15 protein-coding genes are annotated in these 21373 nt (G+C 36.6%); 11 read left to right on the top strand and 4 right to left on the bottom strand.

Annotated elements, in window-relative coordinates:
* The first annotated feature begins 2 nt into the window (after positions 1-2).
* The 5 genes from ABDJ41_RS08210 (at position 3) to ABDJ41_RS08190 (ending at position 7015) form a co-directional block, all read left to right on the top strand.
* Positions 3-2258, top strand: coding sequence for a WG repeat-containing protein (locus tag ABDJ41_RS08210; RefSeq protein ID WP_349785441.1), 2256 nt, complete (start codon positions 3-5; stop codon positions 2256-2258).
* 4 nt (positions 2259-2262) lie between these two features.
* Complete coding sequence (locus ABDJ41_RS08205) at positions 2263-4776, top strand: WG repeat-containing protein (RefSeq protein ID WP_349785439.1); 2514 nt, start codon at positions 2263-2265, stop codon at positions 4774-4776.
* A 133-nt stretch (positions 4777-4909) separates the two neighbouring features.
* A complete protein-coding gene (locus ABDJ41_RS08200; protein ID WP_349785438.1) occupies positions 4910-5470 on the top strand; it encodes a Crp/Fnr family transcriptional regulator in 561 nt (186 codons plus the stop codon).
* A 135-nt stretch (positions 5471-5605) separates the two neighbouring features.
* Positions 5606-6625: a hypothetical protein gene (locus ABDJ41_RS08195; RefSeq protein ID WP_349785436.1), complete on the top strand. Its 1020-nt coding sequence runs from the start codon at positions 5606-5608 to the stop codon at positions 6623-6625.
* Between the two features lie 54 nt (positions 6626-6679).
* On the top strand, positions 6680-7015 hold the full coding sequence (locus ABDJ41_RS08190) for a gamma-glutamylcyclotransferase family protein (protein WP_349785435.1): 336 nt from the start codon (positions 6680-6682) through the stop codon (positions 7013-7015).
* A 9-nt stretch (positions 7016-7024) separates the two neighbouring features.
* Here the strand turns inward: ABDJ41_RS08190 and ABDJ41_RS08185 are convergent, their stop codons facing one another.
* Positions 7025-8188, bottom strand: a complete 1164-nt coding sequence (locus ABDJ41_RS08185; protein ID WP_349785434.1) for a PstS family phosphate ABC transporter substrate-binding protein — start codon at positions 8186-8188, stop codon at positions 7025-7027.
* Between the two features lie 304 nt (positions 8189-8492).
* On the opposite strand from ABDJ41_RS08185, the gene ABDJ41_RS08180 reads away from it, so the two are divergent.
* From ABDJ41_RS08180 to ABDJ41_RS08170, 3 genes are all read left to right on the top strand, one after another.
* A complete protein-coding gene (locus tag ABDJ41_RS08180) occupies positions 8493-9611 on the top strand; it encodes a hypothetical protein (protein ID WP_349785433.1) in 1119 nt (372 codons plus the stop codon).
* Between the two features lie 478 nt (positions 9612-10089).
* Positions 10090-10557 (top strand): MauE/DoxX family redox-associated membrane protein, encoded by a 468-nt coding sequence (locus tag ABDJ41_RS08175; RefSeq protein WP_349785431.1) that lies wholly within the window; start codon positions 10090-10092, stop codon positions 10555-10557.
* Between the two features lie 4 nt (positions 10558-10561).
* On the top strand, positions 10562-10873 hold the full coding sequence (locus ABDJ41_RS08170) for a hypothetical protein (RefSeq protein ID WP_349785430.1): 312 nt from the start codon (positions 10562-10564) through the stop codon (positions 10871-10873).
* A 71-nt stretch (positions 10874-10944) separates the two neighbouring features.
* On the opposite strand, the gene ABDJ41_RS08165 is transcribed toward ABDJ41_RS08170, so the two are convergent.
* The 3 genes from ABDJ41_RS08165 to ABDJ41_RS08155 are packed head-to-tail and all read right to left on the bottom strand — an operon-like array spanning position 10945 to position 17073.
* Entirely contained in the window at positions 10945-12438 is a 1494-nt protein-coding gene (locus ABDJ41_RS08165; protein ID WP_349785429.1) for a TlpA family protein disulfide reductase, read from the bottom strand.
* On the bottom strand, positions 12439-13836 hold the full coding sequence (locus ABDJ41_RS08160) for a RagB/SusD family nutrient uptake outer membrane protein (protein WP_349785428.1): 1398 nt from the start codon (positions 13834-13836) through the stop codon (positions 12439-12441). It abuts the gene before it with no gap.
* A 9-nt stretch (positions 13837-13845) separates the two neighbouring features.
* Positions 13846-17073 carry a SusC/RagA family TonB-linked outer membrane protein gene (locus ABDJ41_RS08155; protein ID WP_349785427.1) on the bottom strand — a complete coding sequence of 1076 codons (3228 nt, stop codon included), beginning with the start codon at positions 17071-17073 and terminating at the stop codon, positions 13846-13848.
* 767 nt (positions 17074-17840) lie between these two features.
* Here ABDJ41_RS08155 and ABDJ41_RS08150 point away from each other — a divergent pair.
* The 3 genes from ABDJ41_RS08150 to ABDJ41_RS08140 all read left to right on the top strand — a co-directional run bounded on the left by ABDJ41_RS08150 (position 17841) and on the right by ABDJ41_RS08140 (position 21338).
* A complete protein-coding gene (locus tag ABDJ41_RS08150) occupies positions 17841-18215 on the top strand; it encodes a hypothetical protein (protein WP_349785425.1) in 375 nt (124 codons plus the stop codon).
* A gap of 669 nt (positions 18216-18884) precedes the next feature.
* Positions 18885-19478: a type II toxin-antitoxin system antitoxin SocA domain-containing protein gene (locus ABDJ41_RS08145; protein WP_349785424.1), complete on the top strand. Its 594-nt coding sequence runs from the start codon at positions 18885-18887 to the stop codon at positions 19476-19478.
* Positions 19479-19496: 18 nt separating this feature from the next.
* Complete coding sequence (locus tag ABDJ41_RS08140; protein ID WP_349785423.1) at positions 19497-21338, top strand: hypothetical protein; 1842 nt, start codon at positions 19497-19499, stop codon at positions 21336-21338.
* Positions 21339-21373 lie beyond the last annotated feature (35 nt).

Here is a 21373-nt window from a genome sequence, read left to right as displayed (position 1 = left end):
CGATGATCAACAAACCTTTACTATTCCTCCTACTTTTCGCAGTTGGTTCAGCAACCGCCCAGACCCCTGTTATCTTTGATGCGATCGGTTTTGATAATAGTTCTCCTTTTGTAAAAGTGAGAAAAGCCAGTGAAATTTATTTCTGTCATCCAGTTACCGGAGTGTTAGTTGATGATGTCAAAGAGCATTCAGGTGACTTACTTTCTGTAGTGAAAGACGGAGCGTATGCAGTGGGCCACAAAAATGGAAAATTATTAAGCAACTTTGAATACGATGAGGTGACTTTACTTACCCATTATGATGGGCAATGGTATGCGGGAATCCATTACAATTATCAGTTTGCACAAACGAAAAAAAAGGGAAAGTATGGACTTATTGACCTGCAGGGAAAAGTAATTTGCGAACCACGTTTCCAGGAATTGGAGATCATAAACAAAGATATCATTGGTTTTAAAGAAAACAATAAATGGGGATGGCTAAGTGCAACGGATGGTGAAATTATACAGCCCCCTTTATATGATGAATTAGGCAGAAATTATCTATTTAAGGATATGCTTCAAATTCATCTCAATGGAAAACAAGGAATAGCACATAAAAGTGGTAAAGTGGTTATTCCCCCAACCTACGAACGCCTGAGCAACATCTTCCTTAAAACCAGAAAGTATACTGCTTTTTTTCAAAATAATGCCTATGGTCTGATAGACTCTCTGGGGACTGTAGTAGTTCCTGCAGTCCACAAATCACTGATTCCTGTTAGAGGAAGTGATTTTCTTAAGATTGAAGAACGTGGTCTGCAAGGGCTCATTGATGCTACCGGAAAAGAAGTCACCCCTCCATTGTATGATAAAATCAATGATTTTGTAAGAGGTCATGCTATTGTCGAAAAGGCGGGTAGGGTAGGACTAATTGATGAAAGGGGCGAATTGTTATTGTCTCCCCAGTATGACGAGATCGAGTTCAAAAACTCAGCGGGACAGATAGTTTTTGATGGTGTCAGTGTATCACTCATGCCTTCTGTTGTAAATGCTTCCAAAGAATACCTTGAAAGGCTAGCGGCTGAAGCTAAACTGGATGCGATGCCCTATTATCTGAGGGTAAAAGACAGGGGTAAAGTAGGAATTTTCGATTGGCAAAAGGCAAAACCTATTTTGCCGGCAAACTTTACGGAAATCGCCATCGTAAATCAGCAAGGAGAAACTTATTTTTATGCTGTAAACGGGAATCTCTATGGAATTTACGATAAACTGGGTAAAGAAATATTACCTCCGAAATATCGTGTACAGTCCGATGTCTATCTCAATCGGAGCTACACCTATGGAGATCTTAACGAAAGTCCTTATATCTTCCCGGTTTATGATGATAAACGACTGGGAATCTACAACAGTCTAAAGAAACAGTTTATTGTTCCAGTAGGCGATTTAGAGATCAGCTGGTTAAATGCCCGAACTTTTGAGGTTCGGAGAAAAGTAGAGGGAACGAGCTATACCAAAGAATCGGCAGTATACAATAGCAACGGAGAAGTGCTGATACCCTACACTAAAGATATTTATCTCTTAAAGATGCTCACCGATAAGCTCCTTCAGGCAGAACAAGGTTCACAATATGTCATTTATAACATGAAAGGTGAAAAAGTGTTTGAACGTCCAGAATGGAACAGGAACGGCTACTACAACAGTTATCAAATACCAGAAAACAGAAGAGAGGATGTCAAACCTTTTCAAAGTGGACTTTTCAAAATCTATATTAAGGGAGATAATTTATTTATTGATGAAATGGGAAAACAGTTTCGCTTTAATGACTTTGCCTATGTTGGCGAATTTTATGACAACATGGCCTGGGTAGTGAGCAAAACAGGAGATAAAATACTGTATGGATTGATTGATACTAATGGAAATGTAGTTGTTGAACCTCAATTTGACCGTCTTGATGCGATCAATGACCATCCGGATCTGATGCTGGTAAAAAAGAAAGAAAAGTATGGAGTTCTGAACCGTCAGGGCAAAATAATACTTGAGCCTATATATGATATGATCAATAGCTTCTCACCAGAGCTGTTGGAGATCAGATTAAAAGACAAATCTGGCCTTGCAGATAAAGATGGGAAGATAGTTTTAGAGCCTAGGTTTGATAACCTAAGAAGAAATTATAATGGTAAAAATCGTACATGGCCAATTCTGGCTAAAGAAGGCAATGAGTTCTCATTTATCAATGAAGGAACAAACAAACCAATCATATTAGGGAAATCGAAAATTGAATAGGGAAATGAAACCATATATACTGATACTTACCGTTTTTTTTGTCAATAAGTCAACCGGGCAGATTATTTCTCCCCCTATGGTAGGGAATGCTGAATATAAACCAGGACGTCAGGATCCTCTGATGAAGGGTACCGAAATCAGTCCTTTTCGACAGGGTTTCGCCCGGATTAATAAAGATGGAAAGGAGTTTTACATTGACGTCAATGGACAGAAAGCTTTTGACTATATGGTCAATAATGAAGAAGTTAAACTGGGAGATAAATACGATATCCTAGATTATCAAAAAGAGCTGAAAGAGACAGGTGAGATGCCACAGACCGTTATTCTGTTTGTAAAAGATGGTAAAAAAGGAGCAATGTCGCCCGATGGAAAAGAAATCCTTCCAGCTCAGTATGATCAGATAGATTTTAAGAACCCGTCCTATTGGAAACTCTCATTAGATGGGAAGGTAAGTATGTACCTCCCAGGTTGGCTTAAGCTTCCTTTTTTTGATGAAATCAATTACCTGGATGGCCGCTACTTTGATGTAAAACAAGGTGCTAAGTGGGGCGTTTATGATTCAAAGAAAAAAGAAATGGTTATCAATGCTTCTTACGAGGCTTTTGACTATTGCGGAGGCTGTACAAGAAAATCGGATTATGTTTATGCAAAAAAAGATGGTAAATGGGGCATTGTGGGTTTCGACGGACAAGTACTTGTACCATTTGAATATGATCATGAACATATTCAAATGCGTAGTGATAACTGGGTACAGGCTTTTTCTAAAAAAAACACACCTGTAATTGTCAACATAAAAAGTGGGCAGGAGTTTGCTGTGCAGGAACACAGCACTATTGCAAAAGGCTTGCTGATCTATACGGAAAAGGGGAAGTTTGGCGCTTATAACCAGCAAGGGAAGCTTGTCGTTCCTTTCATTTATGACCGTATTGACATAGAAGGTGCTGGTGCCTATCAAAATTTCCCAGGCAATTATCTGATTGTTACCAAAGGAGAATTTGAGGGGGTGATTGATTTAAACGGAGCAGTTGTTGTTCCAATTCAGTATGAACAGGTAAAGGTTAGCAATAATTATTTTATACTGAAAAAAGGGACAATGACCATTTTGGCAGATGCTAAACTCAAAGAGCTGATCAGTGTGGAAGATGGACAAATTACTTATATTGACGGCAGTAGTGAGGGGGGGATAGAACCACTTCCGATTTTCAGAATAGTTAAAAAAGCTTTTTTGGGTTTATACTTTGCAAATACTGGTAAGTATTATGAACCGCAGTTTTATGATATCGGTGTAGATCATAAAGCCGGGAGTAAAATATATGATTTGATTATCGGAGAGCGACAGGGAATAAAGACCATATTTGATTTAGAAGGGAACATGCTGGTTCCCGGTAAATACAATGGCTACACCTTCTTGACAACACTCGGAAATAAACGTGTACAGGTGCAGAGAGATGGAAAGATAGGCATTTATGACCTTGATACACAGCAGGAATTAATCCCTCCCATGTACCGCGACTATTTTGATTTCATTGGCCCTGATCAACAGACCTTAGTTTGCCGGTCAGGTGAATATGAATCTCCTCGGATTGAACTACGTTTGGTTAAGGATGGCAAGCTACTAACTGAACAGTACTATTCTGAAATTGCCACGATTGATAGTACAACTTATTTATTAAGCGACTGGAAGAGTAATAAGTATGGTTTATATAATGCTGTAAAAAAAACAATCAAAAATCTACCCTATAACTTCGCAGCTTACATAGGATCAAATCAAGTGTTGGCTGTGTCTAATGAAGATGGCAAGGCAAAACTTTACAACTTCCATACCTCCAAAGAGCTTCCTGCGAAATATCGTTTTTCATTTCGCGATGAGCCTGCTTCATACGCTACAGATCAGCCTGCAATAGTGAACCTGTTTAAAAACGGAATGGCAGTAATTGGTCAAAATAATAAGCTGGGCTATATCAATGAAAGTGGAAAGTTGATCGTGCCAATGACATTCGATAAGGCCAGCAGTTTCGATAGTTTAGGAGTTGCCCTTGTGGCACATGATGTTGCAGATAACTACCATACCTATTCTAAAATTGGCTTCATTAATAAACAGGGTAATTTTGTTATTCCTCTGAACGATAGTTATCTGGATTCTTTTTATGACAACTTCTTTGTAGTAGGGAAAATCCTGTTAACAAAATATAACCCTAAAAATAAGGAGCTGAAGTATGGACTTGTCAATAGTACCGGAAAAGTGTTACTTGAGCCTATATATGACCGGATCAGCCCTGTAAAGAATGATCAATATTTACTGGTGAAACAAGGACGTAAATATGGGATAACAGATGCCGAAGGTAAATGGGTTGTACCCTTGTCCTTTGATGACGTTGGAATGAGAGTTTATGATTTCTACGGTTATGCTTCGCCGGTACAGTTTTTTCCTATGCCAGTAAAGGAAGGAGATACATGGAAATTTCTTACAGAGAAAGGAACGATGCTACCGATTGAAGGAGATCGCTTAAGCTATTAAAGCGTAAGAGTTAAATTTTTTCCTTTTCACCCCAAATTTTTCTATGAGATTCTTCCTGTGACTTTCAACTTTATGATTACTTATCCGACATTTATGGATTATAATTAGCAGATAAAAGGTATTTTCGGCAGCTATGAAAGAATATTTAGCTTCCTTAAACATACTATCCACATCCGAATTAAATCAAATCGATGCGTATATCGTAAAACGCAGGGTTGAAAAGGGTGCGGTATTACTAGAGGAAAACAAGGTTTGTCGAGAACTTTTGTTTGTGGTTTCCGGGGTACTGCGCAGTTATTATTGGAATTATAAGGGCGAACAAGTGACGAGCTGTATTGCTTTCGACAATGAATTTATGGCGGCTTATCCGAGTTTTATCCAACAACAAAAATCGCGTGAAACGATACATGCATTGCAACACACTGAAATAGAAGTGATGCGTTTTGAGGATTTAGAAAAACTATATGACAGCAGCATGGCCTGGCAAAAACTGGGACGTAAACTCGTTGAAAATCAATATATTTTCATGGATTTACATCATACGGAATTTCAACAACAGAACAGTTCGCACCGCTATGAATACCTGTTAAAGAATTATTCGAAGCAACTCAATATGATCCCACAGCACTATATAGCGTCTTACCTGGGAATCTCTACCCGACAATTAACGCGAATTCGCAAATCGCTTTTATAGACAAATGGCTACTTTTTGGAGGTCTTGTCGGATCTACCTTTGAAAAAACAAAATCACTATCAAACTCGTTTGAGCTCGAGCCAATAACGAAGAAGGGGTAGTGATGGGATGTGATTTCAAAAAGAGAAACCCTATATGAAAAATATTTTATTGGTAGGAGGCACAGGACTACAAGGTCAATTGACGCAACAACTCCTGCAAGAGCGACAAACTTCAGCGAAGATTTTTATAAGCAGTAGAAAAGAGGGGTCGGCAACAATTCTAATCGATGTTACTCAACCACATACCTTTCAAAACATACTAACTGTTCCAATTGATTTGGTGGTGATGTGTACCGTTGATCCTAAAAACGAGTTATTGCAATTTTGTATCGAGCATGGCTTGGATTATTTAGACATAACAAAGACCAGTACGGCTATTGCAGCAGCGCAAAAGGTAGCCTTATCTCAAAAATTAAACAGCAAAATTGTCCTGGCATCGAGTTGGATGGGAAGTGTAGTACCGGGATTGATTCAGGATGCTGTCACGTGGTCGGATATAGAAGCAGTAGAATTGCTGATTTACTATTCGATGCGCGATAAAGCCGGTGCAAGTGCCGCTGATTTTATGGCACAAAATGCGGCTCAGAAGTTCCCGATTTACAGTCAGGGTAAAACGAAATATGTCCGGCATTTTGAAGGGGGTATAAAACACCAGTTTGCATTCTCTAAATCGGATTTAACCTTGTATCATTTTGATGCGCCCGACAATTATGTGCTGCATCATGTTAAACAAATACCCACAGTTTCAAGTGCAATAACCTACGGGGATAACCTATCAGGACTCCTTTTAAACCTTATGCAAAAGTTGCATGTATTTGATATACTACCCATGTCGATACGTAAAAAGCTTTTTTACGCCAACGGCACAGGAGATAAAACCGCCTTTGATATTCAGATAAAATCCAAAACAGGTAAGTCGATAAAAATCAGCTTGATCAATGAAAAGGGACAAGCGAATTTAACGGCCTTTTCTACGGTGATGCATATCGAAAAACTCATTTCGGACAAGGAGTTACTGCCTGGCGTTTATTTCGGCCATCAGCTTTATTCAAAGGGAGCGTTCAGCACTGCATTAAGTCAAAATGAAAACATCAGTATTAACGTTGATCAATGAAATAGATTTTAATAGCGTATTCCTACATTTGCATGGCACGATTAAATTTACACTATGAACGAATATCTGTTTTCTTATGGCACGCTGCAAAAGGATAAAGTGCAGCTCGAAACCTTCGGCAGGTTATTGAAAGGTTCCAAAGATACTTTACCAGGATATAAGCTTTCAACGATCGTGATTATTGATGAAGATGTACTGGCTAAAAGCGAACAGGAAATTCATCTTCTGGCAATACCATCTGAAGTGGCAACTGACAGCATTGATGGTGTTATTTTCGAAATTACTCATGACGAACTGCTGGCAGCGGATGGATATGAAACAGATGCTTATCAAAGGGTTAAACTGCAGTTCGCATCAGGGCAGGAAGCCTGGATTTACGTTGCATCATAACCGAATTGGCTACTCAGGCTGTGCATGTAAAGAAACATAACCTGTCTTTTCAATAATTGATTGGCCCTGTCCAGACAAAACCCAATTCAGCAACTTTTTTGTATTTGGTTTTGTCTGGTTAGTTGTTACTGCATAGAACTGGGTTGTTAAAGGATAAGTCCCTGTTCGGATGGTGTTGCTGTTGGCAGGAATGTTGTCAATATCCAACACCCTTATCTCCTGATTTTTTATCATTCCCGTAGCAAAATATAAGAAAGAGAAGCCTATTGCATTTCCGAAGTTTTTATAATTGGCAGTTTTTTTAATTATACCACCCATTCCAGCCGCTACATTATTTGTGGGCGGATCAGTAAGTTTATAGCCACGCATGGTATGAATTAACATGGTCTGACTACCACTGCCTTCAGGCCGTTGAAAAGCCTTTATTGCTTCCGAATTTCCGCCAAGTTCTTTCCAGTTGGTGATGGAGCCCGAGTAAATTTTCCTGATCTGATCAAGCTCAAGGCCCTTAACTTTGTTTGTAGAATTAACAAAGAACACGAAGGCTTCTTTTCCTATTGGTGTCAGTACCATTTCTATACCCTTTGTTCGGGCATAATCTAATTGCTCCTGTGATGGTCGGGCAACAAAGATAATATCTGCCTTTCCGTCCACCAGGTTCTTGTATGCATTTGGCGTATTGGTACACATCACATCACTATTGTAATGGTTGTATCTTTTATTTGGATAAACAGCCCGGGCAAATGCGGAGTAAACAGGATATAGTGCAGTTGCACCATCCATTACCGGAAGATGATCGTCGATCTTTAATGAAGAAGGACTGCCAAGATCTACAGCTTTTGTATTTTTTGTAAAGGGTTCATAAGGAGAGAGGTTTAGCTCATCACTAACTACAGGAACATTGTCAATGCGATATTTATTTATCTGGCATCCTGCAATAATCAATATACAAAACCCCAAAAAGATCCCCATTCCGTTGTATAAAGTTTTGCGCGGCATAAGTCTTGTTGAAAATAAGATGATAAATATAATTAAGGCAATGGTTATGGCGATGGTAATATAGGTGGCATAGGCAGGGGCTCCACCAAAATTAATTATAAATAAAGCCGCAAAACCGGAGAAGCCAACTAAAGTAATTAATAACAGTGTCAGAAATATTCTTAAAATGAGCATACTACAATATGAACTGGGTTCTTTTCAGTCTAAGATAACATTTTTATCAAATTTGGTTTAGCATTGATGGTAGTTGAAAGGTAGCAGTATTCTCTGCATATATTTCCTTTTGCTAAAATAATTTGTTAAATTGGTGATACAGTTGTGGTTACGGGCTCATATCCCAACCAGCTACAGCGCTCCCGGTCCTATAGAGGGAGCTGACCCCGGTATCAGACGGAAGGACTAACACCCCAAGCAGTTTTAACGAAAATAACAGCGTATGGCCATTTTGTGGCGTATGCTTCCACATAAATTATATATTATGAAAACAGAATTAGAAATGTTGACATCATATGTAAGTTTACTTATTATGAACCGTTCCGTATATCCGGGATTGGATATGTTAACAACCATAAAAACCGAATGTGTGCGATTAAAAGACGTTTTTAATATTTCTTTTAACCACACTACAGACAGTTTCAAGTTTACTGAAGCTATGAACTCCCGTTATATAAGATTGGTAAATCTTGCCAATTTATTATGGGAAAGAGCCAGATTGCCTAATTCCTTTGCCCGTTTGGCGATGATGGATGTATTGGCGGTAAAACATTTCTTGGAGTACGAGTATCGTAGTTTTTTAGATGCGGACCGTGATTTAGCAAGCTTCGAAAGATTCACATTAAAGCATCGTGTATTATCGGAGCTTAAGGTCATTAAAGGACATTTGATAGCTAAGAAAATATCAGAAGCTTTAATTTTGCAAATAGAGAAAGTATTCCTTGATCTTTTTAAAGAATCAAAATACCCTGTACTTAGTGTTTCCAAAAAGGAATATGTAGAAGCCCTACTTACCAATCTTTCGGCAATGGCTATTGACGAAAGAGATAAAGATTGGAATGTGCGGCTCAGGCTTTTGTTAATTAAACTCAACTGCAACCATCTGGGCATTTATAAGTTGCTGCAAGCAGAACAGGAAAAAGAGATTCTTATGATCCGGGATCCGGAAAAGCAATATGATCTGCTATTTGCTAAGGAGATTTGGATCAAGCAGATTCAGATGGATCGCAAGCTTGCTTATAACACCGATGTAGATGATTTAAAAAGCATGTTGCTGGAGCAAATCAGAATGCTTGGTCCACATTTGAGAGAAAAGATGGAAAGGAGAGCAGCCTTAAAGCCAGAGAAAGTTAAGTACAAGCTTAGTGTGGATGAGCTATCGGTAGTGTTTCATTCTTATTATCTCGAAAAGGTTTTCGATTATCCTTCAAAAAAAGCGGCAGCAGAAGCCATTTGCGAAAATATTCGAAGTGTCGGGACGACGGATATTTCAGCGAATTCTTTGCTGAAATATGATAGACTGGAACAACGAAGTGCGGCATTGAATTATTATCGAAGGAGTAGTCGGATTTTAGAGCAGTTAAAAATAGACTTCGATCTGTAGAAATCGTACAAAAAGACTGCTTTTATTAAAATAGGGGGTATGACGAAAAATCATACCCCCTTTTGGTTTTTATGTCTGTTTTGAGCCAATGGGGATAGTTGTGGGGTTTTGAAACTATACCCATGTAGGCTTTTCAGTATCGTTTGGCTATGCTAAACGATACCCCTTGGATTGAAATTGTTATTGCTCTTTTGCTTTTGAACCTTTTAATAACGGCTATGAAAGCAAGAATTAACCAATCGTTTAGTACCCGGATGTGCGTCCAGGATAAGAGTATGGCCCTTTGTCTGTTTGATTGCGAGAACATAGCGCCAGACTGCCTGAGTGGTCTATCGTTAGGTTATCTATTGTTTTCACATGTTGTTGCCCATAATCGAAGATATGCACTGTTCAGGCGTAGCGCCAGCAAGGATAACATAAAGGGATGCCCACCTAAGGGTTAAGAAATAAAAACGATGAATAAGAACAATGATTAAAAATGGAAACTTCAATAAAACACAGGACTAGATTTAGGCTAACAGACCAAACCAAAGAATGGATGGTATATGGCATATGTTTACTTTGTCTCGCTTTGTTTGCTTCTGCCGCTTATGGTAAGATTGCAGATCATGAAACCTTTGTAAAAGGTTTATCTAAAGTCTCTGTGATAGGAGGTGCTGCGGTATACCTTGCCTGGTTTGTTCCGATAGCAGAAATTATAGTTTGTGTTTTATTGTTAGTGCCAGCATTAAGTAAATGGGGACTGTATGGTTTTACAGGACTGATGACGGTTTTTACAGGATACATTTTAAGCATGTTGTTCTGGGCCAAGAAGTTGCCTTGTCATTGCAATCTGATCATCGAGAAATTGAGTTGGGGACAGCATTTATGGTTCAATGTAGGATTTATTGCATTGGCTGTACTTGCCTTGTGGCTAGGGAAAGCAAAACAAACACTTAATAAATAATACTATGTATAATAACATCAAAAAAATCACTTTGAGCGGGCTAGTTGCTTGCTTGGTGATAGGGTTTAGTGCATTTAAGGATGCAAGTCGTTCGATTAATGATTATTATGTACAAACGACTCCCGGTACTTATGAACTGGTTTTAAATGCAAATTATGATGATAGCTGCGAACCTCTTGATTCTGATGTTTGTAGTTTCCAACAAACCACAAATGAGAATTTGCCAACGCCGATTACAAGGCAATATATTATAGACAATCCAACTAAATTTTCTATTGAAAACGCAGAAGGACTTTATACTGGCACCGTTAATTAACAAAAAGGGAGCTTACCTGTGATAAGGTAGGCTCCCTTGCTTATTTATAATGGCCTATTTATATTTTGGTATTAGTCGAGTAATGCTTCTTCAATTAACTTAACAAAAGCATTCTTAGCCTCGGTTGATAATTTTTCTGTTAACATAGAATTCAACCTGGGTGGTTTAGCGGAAAAAATTTCCCCCTTTTTAAGTATGAAAACAGCAGGATAAGATGAAATGTTATTTTTTTCAATTACAGGGTGTATTGCTCCTAAACCATTCGTATATAGATTCAAGCCATCTGGATCTGTGTAATCTCCATTAACAACGCTTTTGAGCCAGGTATCTTTATTTTTATCTATGCTAATAGAAACAAATGCAACTTTTGGATTATCCTTATATTTATCTATAATAGGTCGCATTCCCTGATACTGTATCTTGCACCATGTACAGCCTGTATACCAGAAATCAAGTATCACGATCTTATCTTTTAAATCAGAGAGCTTAACGATATTTCCTTTTGTATCTTGTAGTTCAAATGGGAAAAATGCTGATCCTTTAGTTGTTATGTTTTTTATTTGAATAACGATGTCTCTGAACTCCTTATTCTTAACATACATTAACGCGTTATCAAGATAGCCAAGCACACCTTTATTTGCTTTAAAACGGAAGAAAAATAATGTCAAAAGCTTTTCTCTTACAAGCCCTTTATAATCTTGTGTGATAGAATTAAAAACATGATCAATAATTGATGGTCGCAAGACATCTTTTTGCTTATCTAATAGATTGTTAAAGATGATCTTTTCCAAGAGAAAATTGCAATAAACAGATGATGCTACCAAATGTTTTTCATCTATTTTGTGATTTAAATCATTATCAATCCCTTTGTAAATTTCACTTTCCAAAAAAGCTTTTAAAAACTTTATAGAGCCAGAACTGCGCGTAGCTTTTATGGTATTACTTCTTAGTAAGGTGTAATACTTATTTCCATAACAATTTGCCATCATGATTTTAGTCATGTTTTCGCCCATTCCAGGAGCATACTTGTTAATCACGGCTATCTGTTGGGAATATATAGAATCCATTCTTCTTTTTATGATAGAAAAGTATTCTTTATACCGTTCTTCCTGTAATAACTTAATCTCACCATCATTATTACTAAAATTTAGTCTATATATTTCACTTTGACAATTGAGCTTTTCTGAGCCTTTTCCAGTAAATTCGTAATATTCATTAGATAATTTACAGGTTATCCTATCACCTTTTTCCATTATATACATATTATCATAACTATTCCAGGATGATACGTCATTTGTTGATGATGTCATGAAATTTACATAAGTGAAATCGGATGTTCCTGGCAAAACTATTTTAAAAAGTGCTTTATTTCCTACTTTAAACTCGTGTCTACTATACGGAGCGGTAGTAGTATTTGAGCCAATAGTTAATGCAAATATTGTCAAGTTATCCGTTGTTTCTCCTTCTATGATTATATCAGATGGAGAAGTTTTTTCATGTTTTGCCTGACCTACTACAGAGATCGCATTGATTAATAATATCAGGCATATAAATATCTTGCTCATTTATCTTAGATTTTGTTGGATACCACTTAAGTTGATTTCATTATCTGGAATTGGAAATATGTATTTTGGACTATTCGGAAGTAGAGTGTAAGTTTCTCCATTAATAGTCCGAGTTAGCGTAATGTTAGCGCCCTCTTTATTAAATCTTCTCAAATCATTCCATCTGGTTCCCCTCCAGACCAACTCCTTTCTTCTTTCAATTAGAACCTTAGCCAGTGCATCTTCTGCGTTTGTTGCCGTTAAATTCTCAAAAGGTTTAGCTGGTGAAGTGGCATTGGGATCCCATCGCTTAATCCGCAATTGATTAACTACGTCCATTGCCAGATCTGATTCACCTTTCCTTGCCAGACATTCAGCTTTTATTAAATAAACTTCATCAGTAGCTAAGCCTACATAGGGATATGATCCACCACCAAAGTACCTTCCTTTCATATCATAAGTGCCATTGCTTTGCTTCTTATAATAGAGCACAAGTCTTAAATCATTAGGCTCATAAAGACTAATAAGATCTGGAGATACATCTACGTATGGGTTATTTCCACTAGATATATATCCTGCATCAGCAGGAGTATTTTTAGCGTATATCTGTTCATCATGATTATAGGTAAAGGGATTTGCTGCCGTTTTGCTAATAGTATTGTAATCAATAAGACTGTCGTACAAACTTAAGCAGGTATCTGCATGCATTTCGGCTTTGGTGTAATTACGCATATTCAAATAAATTCTGGCAAATAAGGCATGAGCTGCGGCCTTCGATGGTCTGGATCGTGCAGCAGGTATTCCAAGGTCAAGTAGAGGAGTAGCCTGTTTGAGATCGGTAAAAATTCTATAAAAGTTTTCTTTGACAGTTGAACGTTGTGCGAGCTCGTCGATTGATGGTCTTAGCCTTAATGGAACCCCCAAATCTGTTGAAGCTGTAGTCTCATCATAAAATGGCGCAAAATTATTCACTAGTTCATAATAGGCATATGCACGAACAAACAAGGCCCAACCTTTTGTCTTATTCCATTCATTAATATTTAATGCATTGACGTCAATGTTATCCAATCCTGCCAATACATTATTTGCATAAAATATTGCAGTAAAGGGAACATCCCAATGATCTGTTTCCATCCCTTCATAAAGGTCTTTTGCCCATATATAGGAATTACGGCTTGTTGCTGAACTTAATGATTTCCATATGGCATCGCTGCTGTATACATATTCATCAGCTGCGAGGATGCCCAATCCAACGCCTTTGTTAATAAAATCAGAGTTGTCAAGTAATTTCTGAAATTCGTCCAGAGTGACAGGCTGTACAATATTTGTACTTGGTTTGGCATCAAGAAAATCCTGAGTACACCCACTGCTTAGCTGTATAAGAACGCTGGCAGTTATTATTATAAGAATCCTTTTCATTTGACTTGTTTAGAAGTTAATATTTACACCAAATGCTATAGTTTTTGGAATAGGATAGCTAGATACATCCGGATCAAGCCCCTTTTTATTGGCTGTCCATAATAAGCCGAGATTTGTTGTGTAAGCATAGATGTTTACATTGTTGAAAGGCAGTTTCTTGAATTGTTTTCTTGTGAACGAGTAATTTATTTGAATGTCCTGCAAACGAATCAAGTCTCCCCGTTCAATAAGTACAGCTGCATTTTGATAAAAACTATTACGGCTTGTATTATTCGGGTAAACAGGTGCTGGTACATTTGTTATCAGCTCATCACCTGGTTTCTGCCATCTTAAGTTGTAATCTGTAATTTTAAAACCACCGGGAGAAAATAGGGTTGCATTATTTAGAGATTTACGTCTAAAATAGGAGCCCATTTTATAAGTTATATTGAATGAGAGTTCCAGATTTTTATAAGAAAAAGAATTCCGTAATCCTCCATATACAATGGGTGTTTGTGATCCAAAGAATTGAAGTTGATTTAGATCGGTAGAATTGTTGATTTTCGAATAATCAGTACTAATTACACCATCTAAATACCCTTGTGGGTTACCTGAAGCATCTAATCCGGCCCATTTATACCCAAAAATTGAATTGATTGGATAACCGATTAAGGGCGCCAGACTAGATGAGGAAGCACTAACTATGTCAGAATTACTCCCAGGCTTAACTTTATAACTGACAATTTTATCTTTAATAAAAGTAAATATGAAATTTGTGCTCCATTTAAAAATCTGATCAATATTTCTCGAATTGAGTTGAACATCTATTCCCTTAGAATGAATGTCTGCTGTGTTACCAGTAAAAATAGACACTCCTGTTTGAGGAGCGATCGGACTATTCCCGATTAGATCCATTCCCTTTTTACTATATAATTCAATACTTCCAGATATGAGGTTTTCTTTTGTTGAGAAGTAAATACCTCCATTTATATTTTTTACCCGTTCCCATCTTAGGGCTTCATTTGGAGGGTTGATAACTTTTAAATATTGTGTTTTAGTTAATTGATTTGTGGCAACACCTCCTGCTGTTAAATAGGCCGAAATCGAACTGTTTACATTTCCATTATATCCATAATTAGCTTTTAGTTGTAGTGATGTTAACCAATCAATAGTAAAGAAGTTCTCTTTGTGCATATTCCATGCTATTCCGGTTGACCATAAAGGCACACCCTTTTGGTTTGCCTTTACTCCAAATAGGTTAGATGCATCCTTACGGTAACTTCCTGAAATGATATAGCGGTCATCATAGGTATAGGAAGCATTTCCATACCAGGAAGTATATCTGTTCGTTAAACCGTCTTGAGCGGGTCTTGCTCCAATTGTTGATGTAAGACCAGTATAATAATTTGGAAATTGAGAAACTTGATCAATTGTAATGTTAGAAGCCGTTTCAGGGTTATAGCCATAGAGAGTATATGAATAGCTTTTCCCATTATCATCCCTAATTTCATACCCGGCAATCGCAGCAACGGCATGTTTTACTCCAAAAAATCTATTGAAATTTAGCTGAGCCCTGGCATAATTAGATTGCCTACTTTTGAATATAGGTGAATAGATATTACCCAATGGGATAGGGCGGATTACTGCCCCAGTCGTGGTATTGATCTGAGAATAAGTATTAATCAAATCACGGGTATAAAACGATTCTCTGGTATTTAAATTCTCTCCCTTAGTAGTAGCATTATAATATTGGTAATTCAAAGAAAAACTAAGTGGAGAGATGATCTTATAGTTGAGCCCAATATTTATCCGGTAATCTGTAAGATCGGTACGATTGCTGGAATAACCTTGCCTCAATTCATCTAATGGGCGATATTTCCAGTCTAACAACTTTCCTTCTCCAGGGTTATTTGTATAGGATTCTCTTAATCCACTAGCCCTTAACGTAGGCAGTGCATTACCAGTTTCATCCGCTATTAGTTCATACGGTACATATCCTAAATAATTACTACCACTGTTTTTATTATTAGATTGAGACTTTGAAAAATTAATATCCGTATTTAACTGCAAGCGGTTGTTCAGCATATTATACGTATTATTTGCCTTCAGGGTGAGTCTCGAATCTGACAAAGCAACAGAATTTGGTAAGCCCTTATCATATCCAGCTGAAAAAAAGTAAGTTTGATTACTGCTTCCGCCTCTTACGTCCATAAAATAACGTTGCTGTGTGCTTTTTCTATAAAAATATTGGTTTAGCTGCTTTCTATAATCAATATTCCTTAATGCATTAATTTCGGTATTTCCTTGAACAGTATAATCAGGATTAAGCTTTATCTTTTGTAATAAAACAACTACTGGAGAAATGGTAGAATACCCATCATTGATCGTAGCTGTGTAAGCTCCTTGTTCAAATAAGAACTTTTCTATATCAATAAATTCACTGGATGTTAATTGAGGCTCATAATATAAATCTGGTTTTTCTCCTACTGTAAGATCGGCTTTAAAACTTATAGCAGCAGTTTGATTGAATACACCTTTTTTTGTGGTAATTACTATAACCCCATTTCCTGAAAAAGCACCCCAAATAGAAGCAGCAGCTGCATCTTTTAAGATCGTGATACTTTCAATCGTTTCTGGGTTAATTGTATTGATGTCGCCTGTAAACGGGAAATTATCTAATACAATTAACGGAGTAGTATTTGAAAAGATTGTACTCCTTCCTCGAATACTAATACCCAGAGAATTTGTAGCTGTGTTATTAGATCTATCTAGTAGAAGACCATTAGTTACACCGGTTAATCTACTGAGAAGGTCGGTTGAAACTGTTCTGTTGAATAACTTATTGTCAATTCTAGTGAAGGAGCCTGTAGCTCTTTCCTTTGGAATATTCTGGTATCCGGTGGATACAATTTCTACCACTTGTAGGTTCTTGTCATCGGTATCCAATGCAATAACCAATGGTTCTTTTAGGGGGATTTGGATGCTGATGCTTTTGGTTTCATAACCAAGGTGAGATATGGATAGGTTATATGTTCCGTTGCTTAGCGTTAGGATAAATTCTCCTTTATCGTTGCTTACTGTAGAATGGTTTGGCTCGGTTACTTTTATGACTGTACCGGGTAAAGCTTCGCCAGTTGTGGAAGAGATTACTCTTCCTAATATGGCTTGTTTGCTTTGTAGAGGGCTTTGGCTTTGCACCTTACTATTGAAATTTAGGCAAAGCGTGGCCATTACGATGATTTGTATCGTTTTAAACATATTTGGTTAGAGGTTAAACCCTATAAGCCAGATATGGAGATCGTTGCAACACCTGGCTTACAGGTGATTGAATTAAATGGATGATTTATGAGATCAGAATTGTCTCAAAATGAGTTGGGTTGCGAAATTAGATTGGAGATTTTGGTTTTATCGAATAGAGTTTGTCACGGGGACTAATACCATTTTTAAGGGCGGAATTATCGAATGAACAGTAAATAGTTGAGAAGCAAAAGAATCCCAGCTCCATATCTGTTGACAAGAAATCAGGGAATACTGATGCGTGGGTCATTTTGCTCATCATATTAAGTAGTTAATATTTTTGAGCTCCATTGAGGAGTGGAAGTGCATCTAATAACAATAGGGCACGGTAACTTGCCATCCTCTACTGCCTGGCTCTGGTGGGCCTCCCAACTTTTTCAAGTTGGCACAAAGTAAAGTATAAGCAAGCACCGCACCCTATAGCTTATAGGGAGCAAATGCTGTACTTTCTTCACTTTGCGAAATTTACCAGATTTGGCAGCGAAGCTCGTTTTTAGCGATGCCCAATTATTTTTATAAGGGTACCGCTAAATTATAATTTTTTGTAAACTCTTTTTTATTTCATACTGTCAAATAAAAGTGAATGCTGTTATACTTTATAGTGCATCTTTATTTTCCTAATCAAATATACATTTTTTATAAATACTATCAAAATTTGATAGTAAATACTATCAATTAATAGCTGTTTGATTTGGAATATCTGTAAACCTGTTTTAGCAGCTTTGTATATGGCTGTAGTAATTGGCGAAATCATCCACAAATTGGTTAAAGAAAGCGGTCTGAAGGCTAAGGTTGTTGCTGAACATGTAAATGTAAGCGAGTCGACACTGTTTGGGATCTATAAAAGAGCTTCCGTAGATATTGATAAATTAATAGCATTTTCAAGACTGCTAAACAAAAATCTGTTTCTATACTACTTAAACGAAGAACCACTTAAGAGCATGTTTAGCAAGGATACGGTAATGCTGCAAAATCGCATTGTCGATCTCGAATCTGAAGTCATGGCCAGAAATGAAAAGCTAAAGGACCTTACTGATATTATTGAAACACAAAAGAAGGTAATTATATTACATGAACAAAGATTACCTAAATCAAAGAAATAATATAGTTCGTCCTCGTATAAAATCATCTGAGTCGAACAATTAAACAGTTAAAAAGGTGGAGATTTAATAGGTAGATCGGACTGGCCTTAATCGTGCGTTTTAACCGCTTTTTCTTTCTCGAGGAACGACGGAAGGGGATTTAAGGGGCCGTCGAGTTAAATCAGTTGTGCCATCAACAGATCTTTGTACTATCAAAGTTCAAAGATCATTTTTATGACAAAATACTCTCTACCTGACGCAAGCAAAAGTTTATTGGATAACAATAAAAATCTACTTAGATTGATCAAAAATCAAATGTAGCTCAGTTGTTCAAGACAAATCATTTTTACTCATTTTCAACCAAAAAAAACTATATTTACCCCTATATTGTCACAAGATTTTCCGACAAAGACTTTTTTCTATTACTTTTTTCATGGAAATTTTGAGTTTTTATCTCATTTAATAGTTTGCTCCATTTTAGCATTCATTAAGAAAGAATTTAACACAACATTAATTAGTGAACTAATATCTAAATAGCTTGACTAAAGATTTAGAAACAAATTGGAACCGACAACTTGTAGAGTTATAGAACCCTATATTTACTTGGAGAAGCCCAACAAATGTATCACCTATTTGTTATATTTCAAGACTTTATACAACTTATTGAAATTAATATTATATTTACCATGCATGGCAAAATTACTCAACCTACCCTCTTTCACAACTCAACAACTCCCACTTCAGTATTTTGAATATTTTCTTATGAGAACGCTGCAGTGGTTGAAAAAGGAAAGTGATGCAAGTCAAAATGACCTAAGTGTTCTAAAATGCCAAAAACTTTTATTCTTCACAACAGCTATTAATTGTCAGTCTTCTGTTAATGAGGCAATTTTAGCCAAACAGATTTTCAATCATTTCAAAGCCTATCAATATGGACCTGTAGAGGAAAACATATATAATCTTTTAAAAGTAAATAATAACCAGCTATCGCATATTACACTTACTTTTAAAAGCCTAGAGTTAGCATTCGATGCTGGTCACCTCAATCTAGCTATCGCTGATATTGAAAAGGAAAGTGGTCTAGATTCTAGTGTTCTGAACAGCATTACCTCTTCAATTGAAGATTTAAGTAACAAGAATAAAAATCTTGTTCGCTATAGCCCTTTTAACCTAGTCGAACTTTCTCATAGATGGAGGTGCTGGAACTATTCATATGTAGAAGGAATTCGGGCAGACATTAGCTGGAAAAGTATTGCGGAAGAATCCATGATTTTCTCTCTTTAATGTCCACATAGCTCTCATATGCTTCATATTTCCACCTTAAAACTTCTTTTAGAAACAATTTCTGAAAAGTTTACTACTACCATCGCACGGATTTCTGGCCTACAGCCAATACACCGACCGAAAGAAACTAATATCGCGTTAAACAGATTGTACATCTTGGTAAACCAATCCATACTTGCCGGAGAATATATCGAAGATCAAGTTAAGGTTGAAAAGGATATCGAGGAAGCCAAAACCTATTTAACCATTCTTTTAACGCAAGTTGAGCAGGAAGTCACAGATCAGGATATTTCAGGTTTATTTTATACTTTCATCACGGTTGTACAGAATTGCCTGAACAGCTACTCCTCGATGATTATCAAGATTAATAATCATTACCTTGTAAATAATGATATTTATATAAATAGAGACTACGATCGTGCGGAAATTAGTAGCCAGAGTCAAATTCTGGTTAATAAACACAGTCGCGTGAATTATGAGGATTTTGATAACCAGAAAACATATATGGCGTATGAAATACTACTCATCAATATTCACCTCTCCCTTATAGATCTTACCTGTAACCCAAACGAGAAATTATTGCATAAGCTTAATACGATCGAAGACAAACTAAATACTTTATATAATGAAGTCAAGCTTAAACCATTTGAATTCATCTTTAGTATCCGAGAAAAAGCAAAGTTCCTCAAACTTAAAGTACTAATCAGACTTTATCAGATACAGAAAGGATTTGGCAGCGACCTCAAGATTATACAGGAGTCCAAACTTGTGCCAATAGATGAATTAATAGATGAAATAGAATTTCCAGAGCTTAAATCTTTCTTGGAGTATTCTTACCAACATTATATCGATACTGATGAGAATGCTCAAAAGATCTTAACGAGGTATAGATCGATCCCAAATACTGAAGATAATTATTTTCTACGCCATTTAAGGATCAAATATCTTAAAGACTTAAAAAAGGATAGAACAGCTTTGGAAATTCTTGTGAAGAAATTTGATGTAGATTATCAAACATCCGATACACACTTCAATCATTATGCAAAAGGCGTTAGTCTCAATTATGCAAACAACAATCTTTTCTCTTTTATATTGGAAAACCTGGATATTAAATATTCTGAAGCACTGAACCATTATGAAAATATAAAACGGGTGAGCATCGAGACTGGAATCAAAAATTACTTTCCAGATCTTAGATTGTTAAAATACCTTGTCCTGAAACTAAACAACCTTTTCGAGCAAGTTGACGCATTAAAAGAAATCCAAACCATAAATATTTACCTTGAAAAATGTAAAGAACTTATTGAGAGCTATAAAAAAAACATTAACTGGACAAAGTACAACCATAGCCTAATCTATCAATTACCTTTTAATGAATGCATATTTCAAAATTCATTCACAAAAAAGGCAAGGCTTAGACACTTTTTTACGGCTTCAACAGTTGTTCTTCCATTAGATAAAGAACAAAATAATCTTGAATATATTGAGTATCACAATCAAATAAAGGTTTTTAGTAGTATCAAAAACACGATGAACAATCTCGCGGTTGAATCATTAAAGCTTGAGGGACTGAACGAAGACTTAGCAAACAAGGATGTTAAGTATATTGAAATATTGGGTATCTTCTGTGCGATCAGCACTTTCGTTTCTGCTGCTATTCTCTCTATCATCACAGATAAAAACGGAGGCAATGGCTCAGATTCCTTTACGTTCTTGTTGTCTACGGGGATTATTATGTTCTCTTTTTTGGGATTATTGATTTATATTATTAACAAGAAGTCTGTATCAAAGAAATTTTCTATTGTGCTCCTTTTAATCTTAATTATGTTGATCATCACCTGTAATAACATTACAAAATAACTGATCCAGTTATAAACTACCACCAACATACCAAG

Source organism: Pedobacter sp. ASV1-7 (assembly GCF_040203335.1).
Lineage (GTDB): Bacteria > Bacteroidota > Bacteroidia > Sphingobacteriales > Sphingobacteriaceae > Pedobacter.
This window is presented reverse-complemented; position numbering and strand designations above follow the sequence as displayed.